Below are 17455 nucleotides of genomic sequence, written 5' to 3' on the forward strand. Positions count from 1 at the left end.
GCCGTGAAAGCGGCGCACCGTTCCCGTACCGAGGCCAGGTTGGACAACCGTGTTCGATTTCCTCAGCAATCCTGACTACGACCTCGTCGGCGCGTTCTGGACGACGATCCAGCTGACGTTCTTCTCGGCGATCGGCGCGCTGATCTGGGGCACGATCCTCGTGGGGATGCGCGTCAGCCCGGTTCCGATCATGCGCGGCTTCGCCACCGTGTACGTGAACGTCTTCCGGAACACCCCGCTGACCGTGATCATCATCTTCACGTCGCTGGGCCTGTCGTCCACGCTCGGCATCAACCTGGCCGCGTCCGACTCGCCCACCTCGCTGGCCGACAACGCGTTCCGGCTGGCCGTGCTGGGCTTCATCGTCTACACGGCGACCTTCGTGTGCGAGTCGCTGCGGTCCGGCATCAACACCGTCCCGGTCGGCCAGGCGGAGGCGGCACGGGCGCTGGGGCTCAACTTCCTGCAGGTGCTCGGCCTGATCGTGCTGCCGCAGGCGTTCCGCGCGGTGATCGCGCCGCTCGCGAACGTCCTGATCGCGTTGCTGAAGAACACCACGGTGGCTTCGGTGATCGGCGTCGCCGAGGCGTCGCTGCTGATGTCGTCGATGGTCGAGAACGAGTCCGACTCGCTGTTCTACGTCTTCATCCTGTTCGCCCTGGTGTTCGTCGCGCTGGTCCTGCCACTCGGCCTGCTGCTCGGCTGGGTCGCCAAGAAAGCCGAGGTCAAGCGATGAGCACGCAGTCCGTCCTCTACGACGCGCCCGGGCCGAAGGCCAAGGTCCGCAACTGGCTCTACAGCGTGCTGTTCGTGCTGGTCCTGCTGCTGGTGGCGTACTTCATCTACCACGGTTTCGACGAGAAGGGCCAGTGGGCGGGTGCGCTCTGGAAGCCCTTCGTCGAAGGGTCTACCTGGACGCAGTTCCTGCTGCCGGGCCTGCTGAACACGCTCAAGGCGGCGGCGCTGTCCATCGTGATCGCCCTGCCGATCGGCGCCCTGCTGGGCATCGGCCGGCTGTCCGAGCACAAGTGGGTGCGGATCCCGGTCGGCGCCGTGGTCGAGTTCTTCCGGGCCATCCCGGTGCTGCTGCTGATGGTGTTCGGGGCGTCGCTGTACGCCTACTACACCGATATCTCGCCGGACACCCGCCCGCTGTTCGCGGCCGTCACCGGCCTGGTGCTCTACAACGGGTCGGTGATGGCGGAGGTGTTCCGGGCGGGCATCCTGTCGCTGCCGAAGGGGCAGACCGAAGCGTCGTCGGCCCTGGGCCTGCGCAAGACCCAGACGATGGTCAGCGTCCTGCTTCCCCAGGCCGTCACGCTGATGCTGCCGGCCCTGGTCAGCCAGCTGGTGGTCATCCTGAAGGACACCGCGCTCGCCGGTCAGCTGACCATCGGCTACGACGAGCTGATCCGCGGGTCCGGGCCGATCACCGGCAACTTCAACAACACGATCCCGACGCTGATCGTCATCGCGATCATCTTCATCGCGCTCAACCTGCTCCTGTCGTGGTTCGCCTCGTACCTGGAGCGCAAGCTGTCGCGACGGAAGAAGGCACCGCGCGGTGCGAAGCCGCTGGAAGGTCCCCCGGCCGCGGTGACGGCGGCGACCGACTTCAACACCGGCAACAGCTCGGCCTGATCTCCGATCACCGGAAGCGGGTGAGTGCGCAGCGGCGCACTCACCCGCTTTTCTTTTGCCCCGATCGAGGGCTCGCCGGGGTTGTCGAACCCGGGGGTCTCCCCTAGCGTCGGGCCCATGGGTGTCGCACTGGTGACCGGCAGCTCCCGCGGCCTCGGCCGGGTGATCGCGCGCAGACTGGCGCGCGACGGGTTCGCCGTCGCCGTCAACGGCCACCACGACGACGCCGACCTCAAGACGTCCGCCGAGGGCATCCTCGCCGAAGGCGGCCGGGCGGCGGCGTTCGCCGCGGACGTGACCGACCGGCGCCAGGTCGGCGAGCTGGTCGACGCGGTCACGGCGTTGCTGGGCCCGATCACCGTGCTGGTCCTCAACGCGACCGGCCCGCAGCCGGAGGGCCCGGTGTCCCAAGTGGACTGGTCCGACCACCTGGCGCAGCTGGACTTCTTCGTGCGCTCACCGGTGCTGCTCGGGCACGCGGTGCTGCCCGGGATGCGCGCCCGCGGGTTCGGCCGCATCGTGCACGTCGACTCGGAGGTCGCGGACCGCCCGCCACCCGGCCGCTCGGCGTACGCGACGGCGAAGAGCGCCCAGATCGGCCTGGCCCGCGCGTGGGCGCGCGAGCTGGCCCCGGACGGCATCACGGTGAACACGGTGGCGCCGGGATTCGTCCCGGTGGAGCGGCACGCGGAGGTCCCCACGGCGGAGCGGGAGGAGTACCGGGCGTCGGTCCCGGCGGGCCGGCTGGGCACCCCGGAGGACATCGCGGCGGCGGTCAGCTTCTTCGCGTCGGAAGAGGCGGGCTTCGTGACGGGCCAGCGGCTCCTGGTCGACGGCGGCCGCGCCCTCGGCTGACCGGTACCTACGCGGCCGGGGTCGTCACCCGCTGGCTTTGGCGGTATTCGAACGCCTCGGGTTCGTCCCGGTAGTCGAGGAGATTCCCGGCGAGGTCGTGCAGGAGCGCCTTGACCTCCGCCGGCGTGCACCGGAAGTACTCGCGCCGGCGGTTGACCCGGTTGAGCCGCCGCGCCTCCAGCTTGGTGTGGAGCTGGTGTTCGATCCCCACCGCGTCCTGGGAGAAGAACAGAGCGTGCACGTCGAACCGGAAGGGCACGGACGCGTCGCCGAGCTCGCGCACCCGGTCCATCGGTTCGAGCCGCCGGGTCATCCCGATCTTGACGACCTCCGGCCCGAAGGAGCCGATGTTGCTGATCACGTAGACGTACCCCGCGCGGATGTTGGCCTGCCGCTCCTCGATTCCGTTCAGCGCCGCCTCGATCTCGGCCAGCTTCCGCTCGAGGTCGGCCGCGCCTTCCAGATCGCCCTTGGCCCGCAGGGCCGCGATGGCGTTATGGTAGTGGCCTTGTTCCTTCAGCAGGCGTTCCTGCTCCCGCCGGTACTCCTGCAACGCCTTCTGCTCCTCGCGGAGGACGGCGCGCCGTTCCCGCTCGTCTTCCTTCTCCTGCTGCTTCTTCGCCAGGTAGTCCGCGGTGAGTTCGAGTTCGCGGATGCGCATCGCGTGGTAGGCCGGGCTGATCCGGATCGACGCCATGGCCCCCAGCTTCTCGATCGTCCGGACCGCGGTCTCCAGCCGTTTGACCGCCGATGCGAGGTTGCCCGCCTTGAGCACGCGGACGCAGTTCTCGGCCTCCGCGTTGTAGGCCCGGAGCATGAGCTTCGACAAGTCGCCGACGAACTTGCGCCCTTGGGCGAGGGAGTTGTTGTAGTGGAAGCTGCTGGACGCTTCGACGGCCGACTTCGCCCGGGTCATGTCCTTCATGGTGGCCTTGAGCCGTTCGAGCTCGGCCTTGTAGGCCTCGGCGTCCGCCAGCACGTGCCGGTACTGGTAGACCCCCACTTCCTGCATCAGCCTGGCGTCATCGGTCTCCACCACCTCCGCCCGCGAAATGGCCAGCTGCGTCTGCAACCGGCCGAGCTCCGCGTTCATGGCCGAGGTCTCCTGCTGATAGCGAGCCTGATCCGCGTGAAGCCGCTGCGTCAGCGCGGTGATCTCCTGCTGCACGCCGACCGATCCGAGGGCGCCCAGCCGCTGGAGCTCCCCGCGCAGGAACAGGTTTTCCCGTTGCGCGGCTTCGAGCTCTTCCTGCCGTTTCCGCCCACCGAACATCGACGCCTCCCCGAGATCACCTGACGTCAGGCGGAGTCGCTTCCGGCGACCGGCTTGTTACGGCCTCGGCCTACCTGCAGCGCCACCAGCACCCCGAGGATGAGCACCAGGGCCAGCGTGAGCGCCGTCCACATCGCGACGTGCAGCTGGAGCACGCCACCGGCGAAGGCGCCCACCAGCATCGCGCCCACGGCGACCACCTTCCGCAGCGGGTGCGACCCCGGCCCGCCGGCCGCCTTCGAGTCCGCCGCGAAGCCCGTCAGCGTCATCGTCAGGACCGTCGTCGTCAGGTCGGGCGCGCCGATCCGGCGGACCGCCGCGTTCTGCAGGCCCATCGCCACGCCCAGCACGACGATCAGCAGTTCGCTGCCCGCCCGCGTGCCGCTGCCCAGCGTCGCGGACAGCACGACCGCCACCGCGACCAGCGCCGCCTGCACCGCGGTCGCCTGGCGGAGGGCGTCGTAGTCGTCCTCGCGGCGGGCCAGCCGGCCGCCGGCGAGCGCGCCCGCCAGGAACGCCAGCACCGCGGTCAGCGACGCGAGCACCGACAGCGTCGACTCCCCCGCCGCCGCGAACCCGAGGAAGACGACGTTCCCGGTCATGTTGGCCACGAACACCCGGCCCAGCCCGAGGAAGCTGACGGCGTCGACGACCCCGGTCACGACGGTCAGCGTCAGCAACAGGGCGGCCAGGTCCCGCGGTTTCGGTTCAGCCATGCGCGCAGTCAACCACCGCGCGGGTCAGCGCGCGGTGCCCGAGCGCGTCGGTGCTGTCGACGAACTGGTCGATCGCCCCGATCGGTACTGCGAACGACGACCCGGCCAGCAGGGACGTGACGAACCGTCCGGCGTCGATCACCTGGAACGGCCGGTCGAAGAACGGCCGGGTCCGCGGGTCCACCCGGTCGGTGAGGCCGAGCGCGTTGTGCAGCCCCGCGACGTACTCGTAGGCCGCGACGAGGTGCCGTTCGCGCTCCGGCCAGGTCGTCGCCGCCAGGGCGCCGGTGAGGTGCGGCGACAGCGTCGCGGCCGCGGGCAGCCGCGCGAACGCGCTGCCGAGCCACTTGCTGTACGGCGGGTACCGGCGCGCCATGAGCAGGCACAGCCGCATGAGGTCCCGTACGAGCCGCGCCGCGACGACGGCCGACCCCAGCTCGTCGCCGACCTCCCCGCACCGCCCGACGAACGCCTCCTCCTGGCCGATCCGCTGCCACTGGCAGGCGAGGACGTACCGCCAGACGTCGTCGGGGTACCAGGCGACGCGCTGCCTGAGCGGTTCGAGCCCGAGGTCGTCGTGGAAGACGGCGCCCCCGGTGAACTCCGCGAAGACCTGGGACGGGGTCGCGAGCCAGTCACGCGACCGCGGATGCCGCGGGTCGAAGCCGAGGAAGTCGCGCGCCCAGCCGTCGAGCGTCGCGACGACCAGCTTCACCGGGTGCCCGAGGAAGGTGGCCGGCACCCGGGGTTCGCGCGGCTCCGGGAGGAACAGGAAGACGCGGGCGGTCCAGTCGTGGTCGGTGGAGCGTGCGGTGTCGAAGCCGAGGACTTCGGAACCGGGCCCGACCAGCGCGGCGGTGTGGGGCCCGCCGACCACCGGCGCGACCGCTTCGGCGTAGAACCGGCGGCTCAGTTCGATTCCCGGAATGAACGTCATGAACGTCATGAACGCCAGTGTCGCTTACTAAAGGCGCGAAGCGCGCTTCAATATGCGAAGGTGCTTCGCAGCGCTTCGCGCGCGGAACCCGTTGTCGCACAGGCAGAACAGCAACATCCGTTCCGGTGAACCCCTGCGCGGCACGAGACATTTTGTCGGTGCTTGCCTTTACCGTGCGGGCATGACCGAAAAGAGCACGGTGCGCACCCGGGAGATGGGTGCCGAGTTGAAGACCCAGCGCGAGGCGAGACAGATGTCGTTGCGCGAAGTCGCCCGGCGCGCGCACTGGTCGGCGTCGAAGGTGTCGGGCTGGGAGAACGGTCGCCGGATCTCGCCGATCGACGCGGCGATCTACCTCGCGCACTGCGGAACCGAGGCTTCGGAACGCGACCGGCTGCTGCACCTGACCCGGCCACCCAGCGAGCTGTACTGGGTGCGGCCGTACTTCGACGAGCTCGTCGACCCGATGAAGTCCCTCATCGTCCAGGAGAACCTGGCGACCGCGGTGATCTCGAACAGCCCGATGGCCCTGCCCGGCATGCTCCAGACCGAGGACTACGTCCGCACCGTCCACGAGATGTCCGGGCGGTACACCACGGACCGGCTGCAGCTGCTCGTCCAGGCGAGGATCGACCGGCAGCAGCTGCTGCAGCGGCGGAACCCACCGCAGTGCCTCTACTTCGTCTACGAGCACACGCTGCGATCGATCCTACGCGACCCCGCGCTGATGCACGAACAGCTGCAGTACCTGGTGCTGGCGACCAACCTCCCGCACTGCACCATCCGCGTCGTCCCCGCTTCCGCGCCGCCGTACCACCTGGTCGGCAGCCGGTTCACGATCCTCGAGTTCGCCGAACATCCCCCGGTGGCCTACGAAGAGACCTTCGCCGCCGGCTTGTTCATCGACGAACGCGTGGCGGTCGAAGCCTTCTACGTCCTACGCACACGTCTGGAGCAAGCTGCCCTGTCCGAACGGGAGTCCCGGGAGTTCCTGGTCCGGCTGGCCGAGGAGTTCGATCTCATGGCGACGTGAGTGCACTGACCCGTTCCCCGTCGTGCCAGACGGCGCGGACGCGGCCGGGCAGGTCGGTCACGTCCAGGTCCGTGCCGTCGAGCAGCACGAGGTCCGCGCGCAGGCCCGGCTCGACGCGGCCGCGGTCGTCGTCGAGCCGGAGCAGGCGAGCGGCCTCGGACGTGGCGGCCTTCAGGGCCGCCGCGTCGCCGAGGACCGCGGCGAGCAGCCGCAGCTCGGTCGTCAAGTCGACATGGGGACGCGGGGCGAGGTCGGACCCCGCGGCGATCCGGACGCCCGCCTCCACGGCGAGGCGCAGCGAACGCCGGTGCGTGCCGGCGAACTCGGTGTCGCTCATCGGCGACAGCGTCGGCACGTACCAGGCGTCCGCCAGGGCCGTGACGGCGTCGTCGTCGAGGAACGTGCCGTGCTCGATGCTGCGCGCCCCGGCGCGGGCCGCCGACACCACCGCCGCCGAGGAGTGCGCGTGGGCCAGCACGTCGCGGCCGCAGCGGCGGGCCTCGCCGACGACAGCGGCGAGCTCGTCGTCGGTCGGGCGGACGTCCACGCCCGCGCGGACCGCCCGCATCGACCCGCTCGCGCCGACCTTGATCCAGTCGGCGTCCGCGCGCACCATCCGGCGGACGGCCGCACGGGCGGCGTCCGGCCCGTCGAACAGCGGGTCCGGCAGCGACGGGTCGCCGTAGTTGTCGACGGCGCCCGCAGCCGGGTCCCACGGGTCGCCGAGCCCGCCGGTCGGCCCCAGCTGACGCAGGCTGACCAGCAGTTCCGGCCCGGTGATCCAGCCTTCGCGCAGCGCGTGCTTGAACCCGGCGTCGGCACCCCAGGCGTCCCGCACGGTGGTGATCCCGCGCGCCAGCAAGCGGCGCAGCACCGGCACGGCCTCGAGGATGCGCGCGCTGCGCGGCAGGGACTCGGGCCGCCGGAACGCGACGTGCACGTGACAGTCGATGAGGCCGGGGATCAGCAGCCCGCCGGAACAGTCGACGCGCTGGTCGCCGTCGAGGTCCGGCCCGACCTCGGCGATCCGGGAGCCGTCGAGCCGGACGTCCGCGCGGGTCGTCTCGCCGGTCTCGGGATCGAACACGTGCGCGCCGGCGAGCAACGTCACGCGAGTTCCTTGCGGTAGATGAGGAAATCGCACGGCGTGGCCAGTGACGGCGCGAGGTGCGGGTAGTCCTCGGCGAGGTCGGCGCGGTGTGTCACGCGGTAGCCGAGCCGGTCGTACCACTCGGCGAGGAACTGCTTCGCCGGATGCGTCCACTCGCGCGGAACGAGCAGCTCCAGCTGCATCTCGCGGCAGCCCGCGTCCCGGCTCGCCCGCTCGGCGAACGTCACGAGCTCCCGCCCGATGCCGAGCCCGCGCCGCGCCGGGTCGGCCGCGAGCATGCCGAACTCGCCGGTGGTGTCGTCGAGCCGCTGGATGCGCACCGAGCCGGCGAAGTCACCATCGACCCGGGCGACGGCGATCTCCCCGGCCCGCACGAATCCGGCCACCTCGTCGGCGGACGTCCGGTCGGTGCTGCCGAGCCAGAGCCCCTTCTCGGACTCGGCGTAGACCTGGTTGACGAGAGCGGTGATCCGCGCGATCACGGCAGGACCGGCGGACGGCGGCAGCAGCTCGATCTCCATGCCCCCACCTTGTCACGCCAGGGCGACGATCTCCGCCGCGAGCCCGGCCAGCTCCGGCTCGCCACGCGAGCAGGCCGAGGCCAGCCGCGCGATGTCCGCCGCCCACTCGCCGGTCGCCCGGTCGGAAGAGCCGATCCGCTCGAAGCCCCGGTCCAGCAGGCCCCGCGCGTCATCGAACCGCCCGCGTGCCACAGCCTTCACCGCGCCGAGCGCGTTGGCCAGCGCACTGGCCGGACGCGACCACTCGCCCTCGGCCGCCGGAACGGGCCGATCGTCGGCCGCCTCCGTGCGGACGTCGAGGTCGAGCCGCCAGAACAGCGGCACGCCCTCGAAGCGGACGAAGACCAGCCGCTGCACCGGCGAATGCAGGAAGTCCGGCGAGAACCGCACCGCCGCCACCGGCCAGACCGCCGACAGCACCGGCGCGACGTCGAGACAGTCCGGGAACGCGGCCGAAGGAACCCGCCAATCGACGTCGATGTCGCTGAAAGCGTCCGCGGTTCCGCGCGCGAGCGAACCCCGTAACGACGCTCGCGAACCGGCGACCGCCGCCTCGAGGGCGGCCGACACGCGGTTCGCGAGCGTCGAACGGGACAGTGTCACTTGTCCCGGCGGAAGAGCTTGTTGCCCAGCCACACGATCGGGTCGTACTTGCGGTCGGCGACGCGCTCCTTCATCGGGATCAGCGCGTTGTCGGTGATGTGGATGCCTTCCGGGCAGACCTCACTGCAGCACTTGGTGATGTTGCAGTAGCCGAGGCCGTGCTCGTCCTGCGCCGCGTCACGCCGGTCCGCGACGTCGAGCGGGTGCATCTCCAGCTCGGCGATGCGCATCAGGTACCGCGGCCCGGCGAAGGACTCCTTGTTCTCCTCGTGGTCGCGCACCACGTGGCAGGTGTTCTGGCACAGGAAGCACTCGATGCACTTGCGGAACTCCTGCGACCGCTCGACGTCCACCTGCTGCATCCGGTAGTCACCGGGCTTGAGGTCCGCGGGCGGGGTGAACGACGGGATCTCCCGCGCCTTCGTGTAGTTGAACGACACGTCGGTGACGAGGTCGCGGATCACCGGGAACGTCCGCATCGGCGTCACCGTGATCACCTCTTCCTCGGTGAACGTCGACATCCGCGTCATGCACAGCAGGCGCGGCTTGCCGTTGATCTCCGCCGAGCACGAGCCGCACTTGCCCGCCTTGCAGTTCCACCGCACCGCGAGGTCCGACGCCTGGGTGGCCTGCAGCCGGTGGATGATGTCGAGGACGACCTCGCCCTCGTTCACCTCCACCGTGAAGTCCTGCAGCTCGCCGCCCGTGTCGTCGCCGCGCCAGACCCGGAAACTCGCCTTGTAACTCATGCCTTGCTCCCGGGGTGCGCCTCGAGCTCGTCGTCGGTGTAGTACTTCCCGAGCTCGCCGAACTCGAACAGCTCCAGCAGGTCCTGCCGCAGCGGCACCTGCTCCTTCACCGTGACGCCGACGTCCGGGACGACCGGGTTGTCGCCCTCCGAGGCCGCGCACACCAGCAGCTTGTGGCGCCACTCGGCGTCCATGCCCGGGAAGTCGTCCCGCGTGTGCCCGCCGCGGCTCTCGGTCCGCGTCAGCGCGGCCTTCGCGACGCACTCGCTGACCATCAGCATGTTGCGCAGGTCGATCGCGAGGTGCCAGCCCGGGTTGAACTGCCGGTGTCCCTCCACCGTGACGCGCAGGATCCGCTGCCGCAGCTCGGCCAGCTTCGTCAGGGCCTGCTCGATTTCACCGGCCTTGCGGATGATGCCGACCAGGTCGTTCATCGACTGCTGCAGCTCGGTGTGCAGGGTGTACGGGTTCTCGGCCGTGGTGCCCTCGGGCGGGTCGAACGGCGCGAGCGCCATCTTGGCCGCGGCGTCCACATCGGACTGCTCGACCGCGGGCCGGTCGGCCAGGCCGAGCACGTACTCGGCCGCGCCGAGTCCCGCGCGGCGGCCGAACACCAGCAGGTCGGACAGCGAGTTGCCGCCGAGCCGGTTGGACCCGTGCATGCCGCCCGAGCACTCGCCGGCCGCGAACAGGCCGGGCACGCTCGCCGCGGCCGTGTCCGGGTCGACCTCGATGCCGCCCATGACGTAGTGGCAGGTCGGGCCGACCTCCATCGGCTCCGCCGTGATGTCGACGTCCGCCAGCTCCTTGAACTGGTGGTACATCGACGGCAGTCGCTTCTTGATCTCCTCGGTCGGCAGCCGGCTGGCGATGTCGAGGAAGACGCCGCCGTGCGGCGAGCCGCGCCCCTCCTTGACCTCGGAGTTGATCGCGCGGGCCACTTCGTCGCGGGGCAGCAGGTCCGGCGTGCGCCGGTTGTTGTCCGCGTCGGCGTACCAGCGGTCGGCTTCCTCTTCGCTTTCGGCGTACTGGCCCTTGAAGACCTCGGGCACGTACTCGAACATGAACCGCTTGCCGTCGGAGTTCTTGAGCACGCCGCCGTCACCGCGAACGCCCTCGGTGACGAGGATGCCCTTGACGCTCGGCGGCCAGACCATCCCGGTCGGGTGGAACTGGACGAACTCCATGTTGATCAGGTTCGCGCCCGCCCGCATGGCCAGCGCGTGGCCGTCCCCGGTGTACTCCCACGAGTTCGACGTCACCTTGAACGACTTGCCGATGCCGCCGGTGGCGAGCACGACCGCGGGTGCCTCGAACAGGATGAACCGGCCGCTCTCGCGCCAGTAGCCGAACGCGCCGGCGATCTTCCCGTCGGTGGTGAGCAGCTCGGTGACCGTGCACTCGGCGAAGACCTTGATCTTGGCCTCGTAGTCCCCGGTCTCGGCGAAGTCCTCCTGCTGCAGCGATACGATCTTCTGCTGCATCGTGCGGATGAGCTCGAGCCCGGTGCGGTCACCGACGTGCGCCAGCCGCGGGTACGTGTGCCCGCCGAAGTTGCGCTGGCTGATCCGGCCGTCGGCGGTGCGGTCGAACAGCGCGCCGTAGGTCTCCAGCTCCCAGACGCGGTCGGGCGCCTCCTTGGCGTGCAGCTCGGCCATCCGCCAGTTGTTCAGGAACTTCCCGCCGCGCATGGTGTCGCGGAAGTGGACCTGCCAGTTGTCGTTCGAGTTCGCGTTGCCCATCGAGGCAGCGCACCCGCCCTCGGCCATCACCGTGTGCGCCTTGCCGAACAGGGATTTGCACACGACGGCCACGCGGAAACCACGCTCGCGGGCTTCGATCACGGCGCGCAGACCAGCGCCACCGGCACCGATCACCACCACGTCGTAGCTGTGGCGTTCGACCTCGGTCATAAAAGAATTCCACCTCGGAACTGGGGACGTCAGTTTTAGGGAGCGCTGTCGGGGGATGCGCTAGTTCACGAATCTCAGGTCCGTGATGGCACCGCTGGCCACGAGCATGACGTAGAAGTCGGTCAGCACCAGCGTGCCGAGCGTCGTCCAGGCCAGCGCCATGTGGCGGGTGTTGAGCTTCGTGACCTGCGTCCAGATCCAGTACCGCACGGGGTGCTTGGAGAAGTGCTTCAGCCTGCCCCCGGTCACGTGCCGGCACGAGTGGCAGGAGAGCGTGTACGCCCAGAGCAGGATCACGTTCGCGAGCAGGATGAGGTTGCCCAGCCCGAACCCGAAACCGCCGGTCTTCCCGTGGAACGCCGTGATCGCGTCGTAGGTGTTGACCAGCGAGACGACCAGCGCGACGTAGAAGAAGTAGCGGTGGACGTTCTGGATGATGAGCGGCAGCCGCGTCTCGCCGGTGTACTTCGCGTGCGGTTCGGCGACCGCGCAGGCGGGCGGGGAGAACCACACGGCCCGGTAGTAGGCCTTGCGGTAGTAGTAGCACGTCAGGCGGAACCCGAGGAGGAACGGCAGCACGACGAACCCGAGCGGGATGAACCCCGGCAGGTCGCCGAACCAGTGTCCGAAGTGGCTCGAGCCCTCGACGCAGGACGTGGACAGGCAGGGTGAGTAGAACGGCGTCAGGTAGTGGTAGTCGGACACCCAGTACGCGGTGCGCACGAACGACCGGACCGTCGCGTAGATGATGAACGCGGACAGCCCGAGCACGGTCAGCAGCGGCTGGAGCCACCACCGGTCCGTCCGGAGGGTGCGCTCGGCGATCCGGGCCCGCTTGGGGGCCCGGACACCGGTGCCGACGCCGTTGTCAGCCGGAGCGCTCACCGCTGGTCGCGCTTGTAGCCGCCGACGCCTTCGTCGTCCGCGCCGTGCCACAGCGCGGGGTCGTACGGCGTGTCGGGCACTTGCACCCGCTCGGCGGACTTCGCCTGCGCCGGCACCGCGAGCGGCGTGCCGTCGAGGTCCGCGGTGTCGATGTCGAGGCGCTCCACGTCGTTGGCGAGCCGGCGGACCGCCGAAGCGTCGCCGTAACGAGAGCGCAGTGCGCCGACGCACTGCCGGAGCTGGCCGATGGTTCGCCGCAGCTCGGCGATCTCGGAGGTGGACATCATTCCTCCCGGGTGGTGGTGGGGCTGGCAGGGAGCCGGCCGGACGATCGCTCGCCGTACGGCTTTGCCACGCGTCGTGCAGTGTGACAACTAGCACACTAACGGTTCCCTGGGTGATCGGGGTCACGCGGGTGGATCTTCTGAATCGATTTTGATTCGGCGTTTTCCCGAGGTACTGTGGCCAGTGTCACGACCCAGAGGCGTCAGCGCTGCCGTCCCGCGGACCACCACACACCAGTGATCCGGAGCCGGACATGAGCCCCACTCCCACCACGCCGCACCCGGTCGTCGCCGAAGTCACCGCCCGCATCGCCGCGCGCAGTGCCCCGACCCGCACCGCGTACCTCGGCCGCATGGCCGCCGCGCACGCCGAAGGCCCGGTCCGCCGCGGTCTCGCGTGCAGCAACCTCGCCCACGGCTTCGCCGCCATGGACGGCGTCGACAAGGAGGCGCTGCGGGCCGCGCGCGCTCCCGGCGTCGCGATCGTCTCGTCCTACAACGACATGCTCTCGGCGCACCAGCCGATGCAGGAGTACCCGGCCTGGCTGAAGAAGTCCGTGCGCTCCGCCGGGGGTGTCGCCCAGTTCGCCGGCGGCGTCCCGGCCATGTGCGACGGCATCACCCAGGGTCGCGCGGGCATGGAACTGTCCTTGTTCAGCCGTGAGGTCATCGCGATGTCGACGGCGATCGCGCTGTCGCACGACATGTTCGACGCGGCCCTGCTGCTGGGCGTCTGCGACAAGATCGTGCCCGGCCTGCTGATCGGCGCGTTGTCGTTCGGGCACCTGCCGGCCGTGCTCATCCCGGCCGGGCCGATGAACTCCGGCCTGCCGAACAAGGAGAAGGCGCGCGTCCGCCAGCTGTACGCCGAGGGCCTCGCGACCCGCGAAGACCTGCTCGACGCCGAAGCGGCGTCGTACCACTCGGCCGGCACCTGCACCTTCTACGGCACGGCCAACTCCAACCAGATGGTCGTCGAGGTGATGGGCCTGCACCTGCCCGGTGCCAGCTTCGTCCAGCCCGGCTCGGCACTGCGTCAGGCGCTGACCGAAGAGGCGGGCCGCCGGATCGTCGCGATCTCGCGCGGCGAGGAGTACACGCCGGTCTCGCGGATCCTCGACGAGAAGGCGTTCGTCAACGGCGTCGTCGCGCTGCTCGCCACCGGCGGCTCGACCAACCACACGATGCACCTGGTCGCGATCGCCGCGGCCGCGGGCATCCAGCTGACCTGGGACGACTTCTCCGACCTCTCGGCCGTCGTGCCGCTGCTGGCGCGGGTGTACCCGAACGGCAGCGCCGACATCAACCACTTCCACGCCGCCGGCGGCATCCAGTTCCTCGTCGGCACGCTGCTCGACGCCGGGCTGCTGCACGAGGACGTGCACACGGTGGCCGGCTTCGGGCTGCACCACTACCGGGCCGAGCCGATCCTGTCCGACGGCGAGCTGGTCTGGCGCGACGTGCCCACCCGCAGCCTCGACGAAGAGGTGCTGCGCCCGGCGTGGCGCCCGTTCGCCGCCGACGGCGGGCTGCGGATGGTCGAGGGCAACCTCGGGCGCGCGGTGGTCAAGGTGTCCGCGGTGGCGCCCGAGCACCGGGTCGTCCAGGCGCCGGCGCGGGTGTTCACCACCCAGGAGGCGTTCACGGCCGCGTTCGAGGCCGGCGAGCTGGACCGCGACGTCGTCGTGGTGATCCGGCAGCAGGGTCCGCAGGCCAACGGCATGCCGGAGCTGCACGGCCTCACCCCGGCGCTGGGCGTGCTGATGGACCGCGGGCACGCCGTGGCGTTGCTCACCGACGGCCGGATGTCGGGCGCGTCGGGCAAGATCCCGGCCGCCATCCAGGTGACACCGGAAGCCGCGGCGGGCGGCCCGATCGCGCGGATCGCCGACGGCGACGTCATCCGGCTCGACGCCTCCACGGGCAGCCTCGACGTGCTGGTCGGTGACGAAGAACTCGCCCGCCGTGAGCTTGTGGACGGACCGCCGTCCGAAGCATCCTGGACCGGCACCGGCCGAGAGCTGTTCGCCGCGTTGCGCCGTGCGGTCGGCCCCGCCGACCAGGGCGCTTCCGTGTTCGGCGGCTTGACGCCGGAACACTTCGGAACGCCCGTTTTCGCAACCCAGGAGGTCGGTCAGTGACCACCGGTCAGGACCTGCTCGAGCTGTCCCCCGTGATGCCCGTCGTGGTGATCGACGACGCCGCCGACGCAGTGCCGGTCGCCCGGGCCCTGCTCGCCGGCGGGATCGGGGTCATCGAGCTGACCCTGCGTACTGCGGCTGCGTTGTCGGCGATCGAGCGCGTCGCCACCGAGGTGCCGGACATCGTCATCGGCGCCGGCACCGTCACCGCGGCGGACCACGCGAAGCAGGCGGCGGACGCGGGCGCGAAGTTCCTCGTGACGCCCGGCTGCACCGACGCAGTCGTCGACGCGTGCGTCGAGACCGGGCTGCCGTTCCTCCCCGGCGCGAGCACCGTGTCCGAGGCGATGCGGCTGGCCGAACGCGGGCTTTCGGCGCTGAAGTTCTTCCCGGCCGAAGCGTCCGGCGGCGTCGCGTACCTGAAGTCGATCGCGGGCCCGTTGCCGTCGTTGAAGTTCTGCCCGACCGGCGGGATCACGGTGGCTTCGGCACCCTCGTACCTGGCGCTGCCGAACGTCGGCTGCATCGGCGGCTCGTGGCTGACGTCCTCGCTCGATTTCGCGAAAATCGAGAAGCTGGCCGCCGAAGCCGCGAAGCTGTAGCCGAGATCACCCCGCGGGATTCCGGACCCGAACGGCGGAATTCGCGTCCGGATTCCGGGAGCACCGTTCCCACGCGGTGGAACGGTGCTCCTAACGGGTGTGGCGGCGGTCATGCGTTCGCCCGTTTGTGCCAGTCATCGGGGCATTTGCGCCACGGTCGGTGATTCACCCCCTGTTATCGTTCCCCCTCGCTGTTTCGAGCGAGGAGAACCGGTGTCCCTGACCAGCGTGGTCGCCCCCAGTCCAGCCCCCGAGAACGTCGCCGCACTCGTCGGCGAACGTCTTTCCCTGTCCGCCCTCCACCAGCTGGGCGGCACCCTCGGCGGCTATTCCTTCGTCAAGGTCGTGGTGGACCGCGAAAACTCGGTCATCCACTTCCTGAACGACGCGCGCCATTCCTTTCACGCGATCTATATCGGCGAAGAGATCCTCGGCGTCCCCGAAGAACGCGTGCGCGCCGAGATCGACTCCTACAACCAGGACTTCTACCACGCGCCGGACCGCCGGTTCCTGCTCGGCATCGTCGCGCTGCACCCGCAGATGCTTTCGCTGGAGACGGTCGAGGTCGACACCATGCCGGCCGCGCTGATCCGGGAGTTCCACGCGTTCGTCGCGCGGTACGTCGACCCGGCGCTGCCGCTGCTGTTCAAGCCGGCCAACCAGCTGCAGGAGCGGATCGTCCGGGAGATCCCGTCGAGCGAACTGCCCCGCGTGTTCGCGCACGAACTGTTCTCGACGGCGCCGTTCGTCGCGCTGCACCCCGGCACGGCCACGGGCCGGCTGCGTGCGTTCCGCACCGAGGCCGAGTACCGGGCCGCCACGCTGGACTGGTCGGACATCATCGTGATGGACCGCGTGCCCGACGACATCCCGCGGCTGTCGGGCATCGTCAACGCCCGGCACACGACACCGTTGTCGCACACCAACGTCCTCGCCACCGGCTGGCAGATCCCGAACGCCGTCCAGCTCGGCGCGCTGGCCGACATCGAGCGCCGCGGGCTCGACGGCAAGTGGGTCGAGTACACGGTGGACGCCCAGGCGCTGACGCTGCGGGAGATCGACGAGCCGGCCACGGCGGCGCCGCCGAGCTGGTACGCCCAGCGCGTCACGCTGGAGGAACCGGAGTCCGAGCGCAGCCCGATCGTGAACCTCGCGCGGCTGCGGGCGGCCGACCGGTACCGCTACGGCACCAAGGCGGCCAACCTCGGCGAGCTGCACCACGTGCTGGCGCACGGTTCGCAGCGCCTGCTCGGCTTCTACCAGGTGCCGCGGCCGCCGCGGGAGAACCTGCTGCCGTACCTGGCCCGGCTGCTGGACGTCCCCGCCTCGGGTTCCGACCTCGCCGCGGCCGCCCGTCGGCTGCTCGACGACCACGTCCGCGTGCCCCGCGGCATCGCGCTGCCGTTCTCGCTGCAGCGGCGGTTCCTGGAGTCGTCGCCGCGGATCCAGCAGGCCATCGGCAAGCTGAAGATGGCCCTGGAGCTGGACGCACGGGAGATCGAGCCGCTCTGCGTCGAGCTGCAGGGCCTGATCCGGTCGGCCCGGATGCCGGGCGCGCTGGCCGGGGAGATCGACTCCGCACTGGTGTCGCAGCTGGCCGGTGTGCGGACGTTCGTCGTGCGCAGCTCGTCGAACGCCGAAGACCTGGCCGGGTTCTCGGCGGCCGGGATCTACGAGTCGCTCAACCACGTCACCACGGCCGAGCGGATCTTCGCCAGCGTCAAGGAAGTCTGGGCGTCGCTGGTGTCGGTGCGCAGCGTCCGGCTGCGGCGGCAGGCCGGGATCTCGCTCGACGAGTGCTACATGGGCGTGGTGATCCAGGAGCAGGTCGCGGCCGACTTCGGCGGCGTGCTGGTGACGACGAACCCGATGAACCGCGCGGACTTCCGCACGGTGTACGTCAACGTGTCGCCGCGCGTGACCGATGTCGTCGACGGTTCGGCTCTGCCCATGCAGTACCTGTACTCGACGGTCGAGGGCGGCGGCCGCACCGTATCGCTCGGCGACGCCACCGAGGACCTCGACTCGCGGGCCCACGACCAGCTGCAGCGGCTCGCGATCGCCGGCCGCCTGCTGCAGGGCCACTTCTCGCCCGACTACACGTTCGACTCGCCGGTGGATGTCGAGTGGCTCGCCGACGGCGACCACCTCCACCTCGTGCAGCTGCGTCCTTATTCTGTTTGAGTTTCCG

General features: G+C 70.2%; 17 protein-coding genes. 7 read left to right on the forward strand and 10 right to left on the reverse strand.

The window, feature by feature from the left end:
• Positions 1-49 precede the first annotated feature (49 nt).
• The 3 genes from AB0M59_RS45845 (at position 50) to AB0M59_RS45855 (ending at position 2496) form a co-directional block, all read left to right on the forward strand.
• Entirely contained in the window at positions 50-736 is a 687-nt protein-coding gene (locus AB0M59_RS45845) for an amino acid ABC transporter permease (RefSeq protein ID WP_364628270.1), read from the forward strand.
• The gene (locus AB0M59_RS45850) at positions 733-1641 is read left to right on the forward strand and encodes an amino acid ABC transporter permease (protein WP_364628271.1); all 909 of its coding nucleotides are present in this window, start codon (positions 733-735) and stop codon (positions 1639-1641) included. Before AB0M59_RS45845 ends, AB0M59_RS45850 begins: the two co-directional genes overlap by 4 nt.
• 117 nt (positions 1642-1758) lie before the next feature.
• Entirely contained in the window at positions 1759-2496 is a 738-nt protein-coding gene (locus AB0M59_RS45855; RefSeq protein WP_364628273.1) for an SDR family oxidoreductase, read from the forward strand.
• A gap of 7 nt (positions 2497-2503) precedes the next feature.
• On the opposite strand, the gene AB0M59_RS45860 is transcribed toward AB0M59_RS45855, so the two are convergent.
• Genes AB0M59_RS45860 through AB0M59_RS45870 form a run of 3 tightly spaced genes read right to left on the reverse strand, consistent with a single transcriptional unit; the run spans position 2504 to position 5431 of the window.
• Positions 2504-3769, reverse strand: coding sequence for a DUF4041 domain-containing protein (locus tag AB0M59_RS45860; RefSeq protein WP_364628275.1), 1266 nt, complete (start codon positions 3767-3769; stop codon positions 2504-2506).
• 26 nt (positions 3770-3795) lie between these two features.
• Complete coding sequence (locus AB0M59_RS45865; RefSeq protein WP_364628277.1) at positions 3796-4485, reverse strand: YoaK family protein; 690 nt, start codon at positions 4483-4485, stop codon at positions 3796-3798.
• The gene (locus tag AB0M59_RS45870; protein WP_364628279.1) at positions 4478-5431 is read right to left on the reverse strand and encodes a DUF4037 domain-containing protein; all 954 of its coding nucleotides are present in this window, start codon (positions 5429-5431) and stop codon (positions 4478-4480) included. Before AB0M59_RS45870 ends, AB0M59_RS45865 begins: the two co-directional genes overlap by 8 nt.
• Before the next feature lie 172 nt (positions 5432-5603).
• Between AB0M59_RS45870 and AB0M59_RS45875 the strand changes: the two genes are divergently transcribed.
• Entirely contained in the window at positions 5604-6455 is an 852-nt protein-coding gene (locus tag AB0M59_RS45875) for a helix-turn-helix transcriptional regulator (RefSeq protein ID WP_364628281.1), read from the forward strand.
• On the opposite strand, the gene AB0M59_RS45880 is transcribed toward AB0M59_RS45875, so the two are convergent.
• Genes AB0M59_RS45880 through AB0M59_RS45910 form a run of 7 tightly spaced genes read right to left on the reverse strand, consistent with a single transcriptional unit; the run spans position 6442 to position 12521 of the window.
• Positions 6442-7566: an amidohydrolase family protein gene (locus AB0M59_RS45880; protein WP_364628282.1), complete on the reverse strand. Its 1125-nt coding sequence runs from the start codon at positions 7564-7566 to the stop codon at positions 6442-6444. The two genes, AB0M59_RS45875 and AB0M59_RS45880, sit on opposite strands and share 14 nt — an antisense overlap.
• On the reverse strand, positions 7563-8087 hold the full coding sequence (locus tag AB0M59_RS45885; protein ID WP_364628284.1) for a GNAT family N-acetyltransferase: 525 nt from the start codon (positions 8085-8087) through the stop codon (positions 7563-7565). Before AB0M59_RS45885 ends, AB0M59_RS45880 begins: the two co-directional genes overlap by 4 nt.
• 12 nt (positions 8088-8099) lie before the next feature.
• Entirely contained in the window at positions 8100-8690 is a 591-nt protein-coding gene (locus tag AB0M59_RS45890) for a hypothetical protein (RefSeq protein WP_364628286.1), read from the reverse strand.
• Entirely contained in the window at positions 8687-9439 is a 753-nt protein-coding gene (locus tag AB0M59_RS45895) for a succinate dehydrogenase/fumarate reductase iron-sulfur subunit (RefSeq protein ID WP_364628288.1), read from the reverse strand. The genes AB0M59_RS45890 and AB0M59_RS45895 overlap by 4 nt, the downstream gene beginning before the upstream one ends.
• Complete coding sequence (locus AB0M59_RS45900; RefSeq protein ID WP_364628290.1) at positions 9436-11352, reverse strand: fumarate reductase/succinate dehydrogenase flavoprotein subunit; 1917 nt, start codon at positions 11350-11352, stop codon at positions 9436-9438. The genes AB0M59_RS45895 and AB0M59_RS45900 overlap by 4 nt, the downstream gene beginning before the upstream one ends.
• Positions 11353-11412: 60 nt before the next feature.
• On the reverse strand, positions 11413-12237 hold the full coding sequence (locus AB0M59_RS45905) for a hypothetical protein (RefSeq protein WP_364628292.1): 825 nt from the start codon (positions 12235-12237) through the stop codon (positions 11413-11415).
• Positions 12234-12521, reverse strand: coding sequence for a hypothetical protein (locus tag AB0M59_RS45910; protein ID WP_364628293.1), 288 nt, complete (start codon positions 12519-12521; stop codon positions 12234-12236). Before AB0M59_RS45910 ends, AB0M59_RS45905 begins: the two co-directional genes overlap by 4 nt.
• Positions 12522-12775: 254 nt before the next feature.
• On the opposite strand from AB0M59_RS45910, the gene edd reads away from it, so the two are divergent.
• The 3 genes from edd to AB0M59_RS45925 all read left to right on the forward strand — a co-directional run bounded on the left by edd (position 12776) and on the right by AB0M59_RS45925 (position 17448).
• Positions 12776-14662: a phosphogluconate dehydratase gene (gene edd / locus AB0M59_RS45915; RefSeq protein ID WP_364628295.1), complete on the forward strand. Its 1887-nt coding sequence runs from the start codon at positions 12776-12778 to the stop codon at positions 14660-14662.
• Entirely contained in the window at positions 14659-15264 is a 606-nt protein-coding gene (gene eda, locus AB0M59_RS45920) for a bifunctional 4-hydroxy-2-oxoglutarate aldolase/2-dehydro-3-deoxy-phosphogluconate aldolase (RefSeq protein WP_364628297.1), read from the forward strand. Before edd ends, eda begins: the two co-directional genes overlap by 4 nt.
• A gap of 213 nt (positions 15265-15477) precedes the next feature.
• Positions 15478-17448, forward strand: coding sequence for a PEP/pyruvate-binding domain-containing protein (locus AB0M59_RS45925; RefSeq protein ID WP_364628298.1), 1971 nt, complete (start codon positions 15478-15480; stop codon positions 17446-17448).
• Positions 17449-17455: the final 7 nt, after the last annotated feature.

The sequence above is a fragment of the Amycolatopsis sp. NPDC051371 genome (assembly GCF_040682155.1).
Lineage (GTDB): Bacteria > Actinomycetota > Actinomycetes > Mycobacteriales > Pseudonocardiaceae > Amycolatopsis.

Excerpts from the sequence above, each read along its gene's own strand:
- AB0M59_RS45850 (WP_364628271.1), top strand. The coding sequence starts at position 733 with ATGAGCACGCAGTCCGTCCTCTACGACGCGCCCGGGCCGAAGGCCAAG.
- AB0M59_RS45860 (WP_364628275.1), bottom strand. The coding sequence starts at position 3,769 with ATGTTCGGTGGGCGGAAACGGCAGGAAGAGCTCGAAGCCGCGCAACGG.
- AB0M59_RS45900 (WP_364628290.1), bottom strand. The coding sequence starts at position 11,352 with ATGACCGAGGTCGAACGCCACAGCTACGACGTGGTGGTGATCGGTGCC.
- AB0M59_RS45885 (WP_364628284.1), bottom strand. The coding sequence starts at position 8,087 with ATGGAGATCGAGCTGCTGCCGCCGTCCGCCGGTCCTGCCGTGATCGCG.
- AB0M59_RS45910 (WP_364628293.1), bottom strand. The coding sequence starts at position 12,521 with ATGTCCACCTCCGAGATCGCCGAGCTGCGGCGAACCATCGGCCAGCTC.
- AB0M59_RS45875 (WP_364628281.1), top strand. The coding sequence starts at position 5,604 with ATGACCGAAAAGAGCACGGTGCGCACCCGGGAGATGGGTGCCGAGTTG.
- AB0M59_RS45865 (WP_364628277.1), bottom strand. The coding sequence starts at position 4,485 with ATGGCTGAACCGAAACCGCGGGACCTGGCCGCCCTGTTGCTGACGCTG.
- AB0M59_RS45870 (WP_364628279.1), bottom strand. The coding sequence starts at position 5,431 with ATGACGTTCATGACGTTCATTCCGGGAATCGAACTGAGCCGCCGGTTC.
- AB0M59_RS45895 (WP_364628288.1), bottom strand. The coding sequence starts at position 9,439 with ATGAGTTACAAGGCGAGTTTCCGGGTCTGGCGCGGCGACGACACGGGC.
- AB0M59_RS45855 (WP_364628273.1), top strand. The coding sequence starts at position 1,759 with ATGGGTGTCGCACTGGTGACCGGCAGCTCCCGCGGCCTCGGCCGGGTG.
- edd (WP_364628295.1), top strand. The coding sequence starts at position 12,776 with ATGAGCCCCACTCCCACCACGCCGCACCCGGTCGTCGCCGAAGTCACC.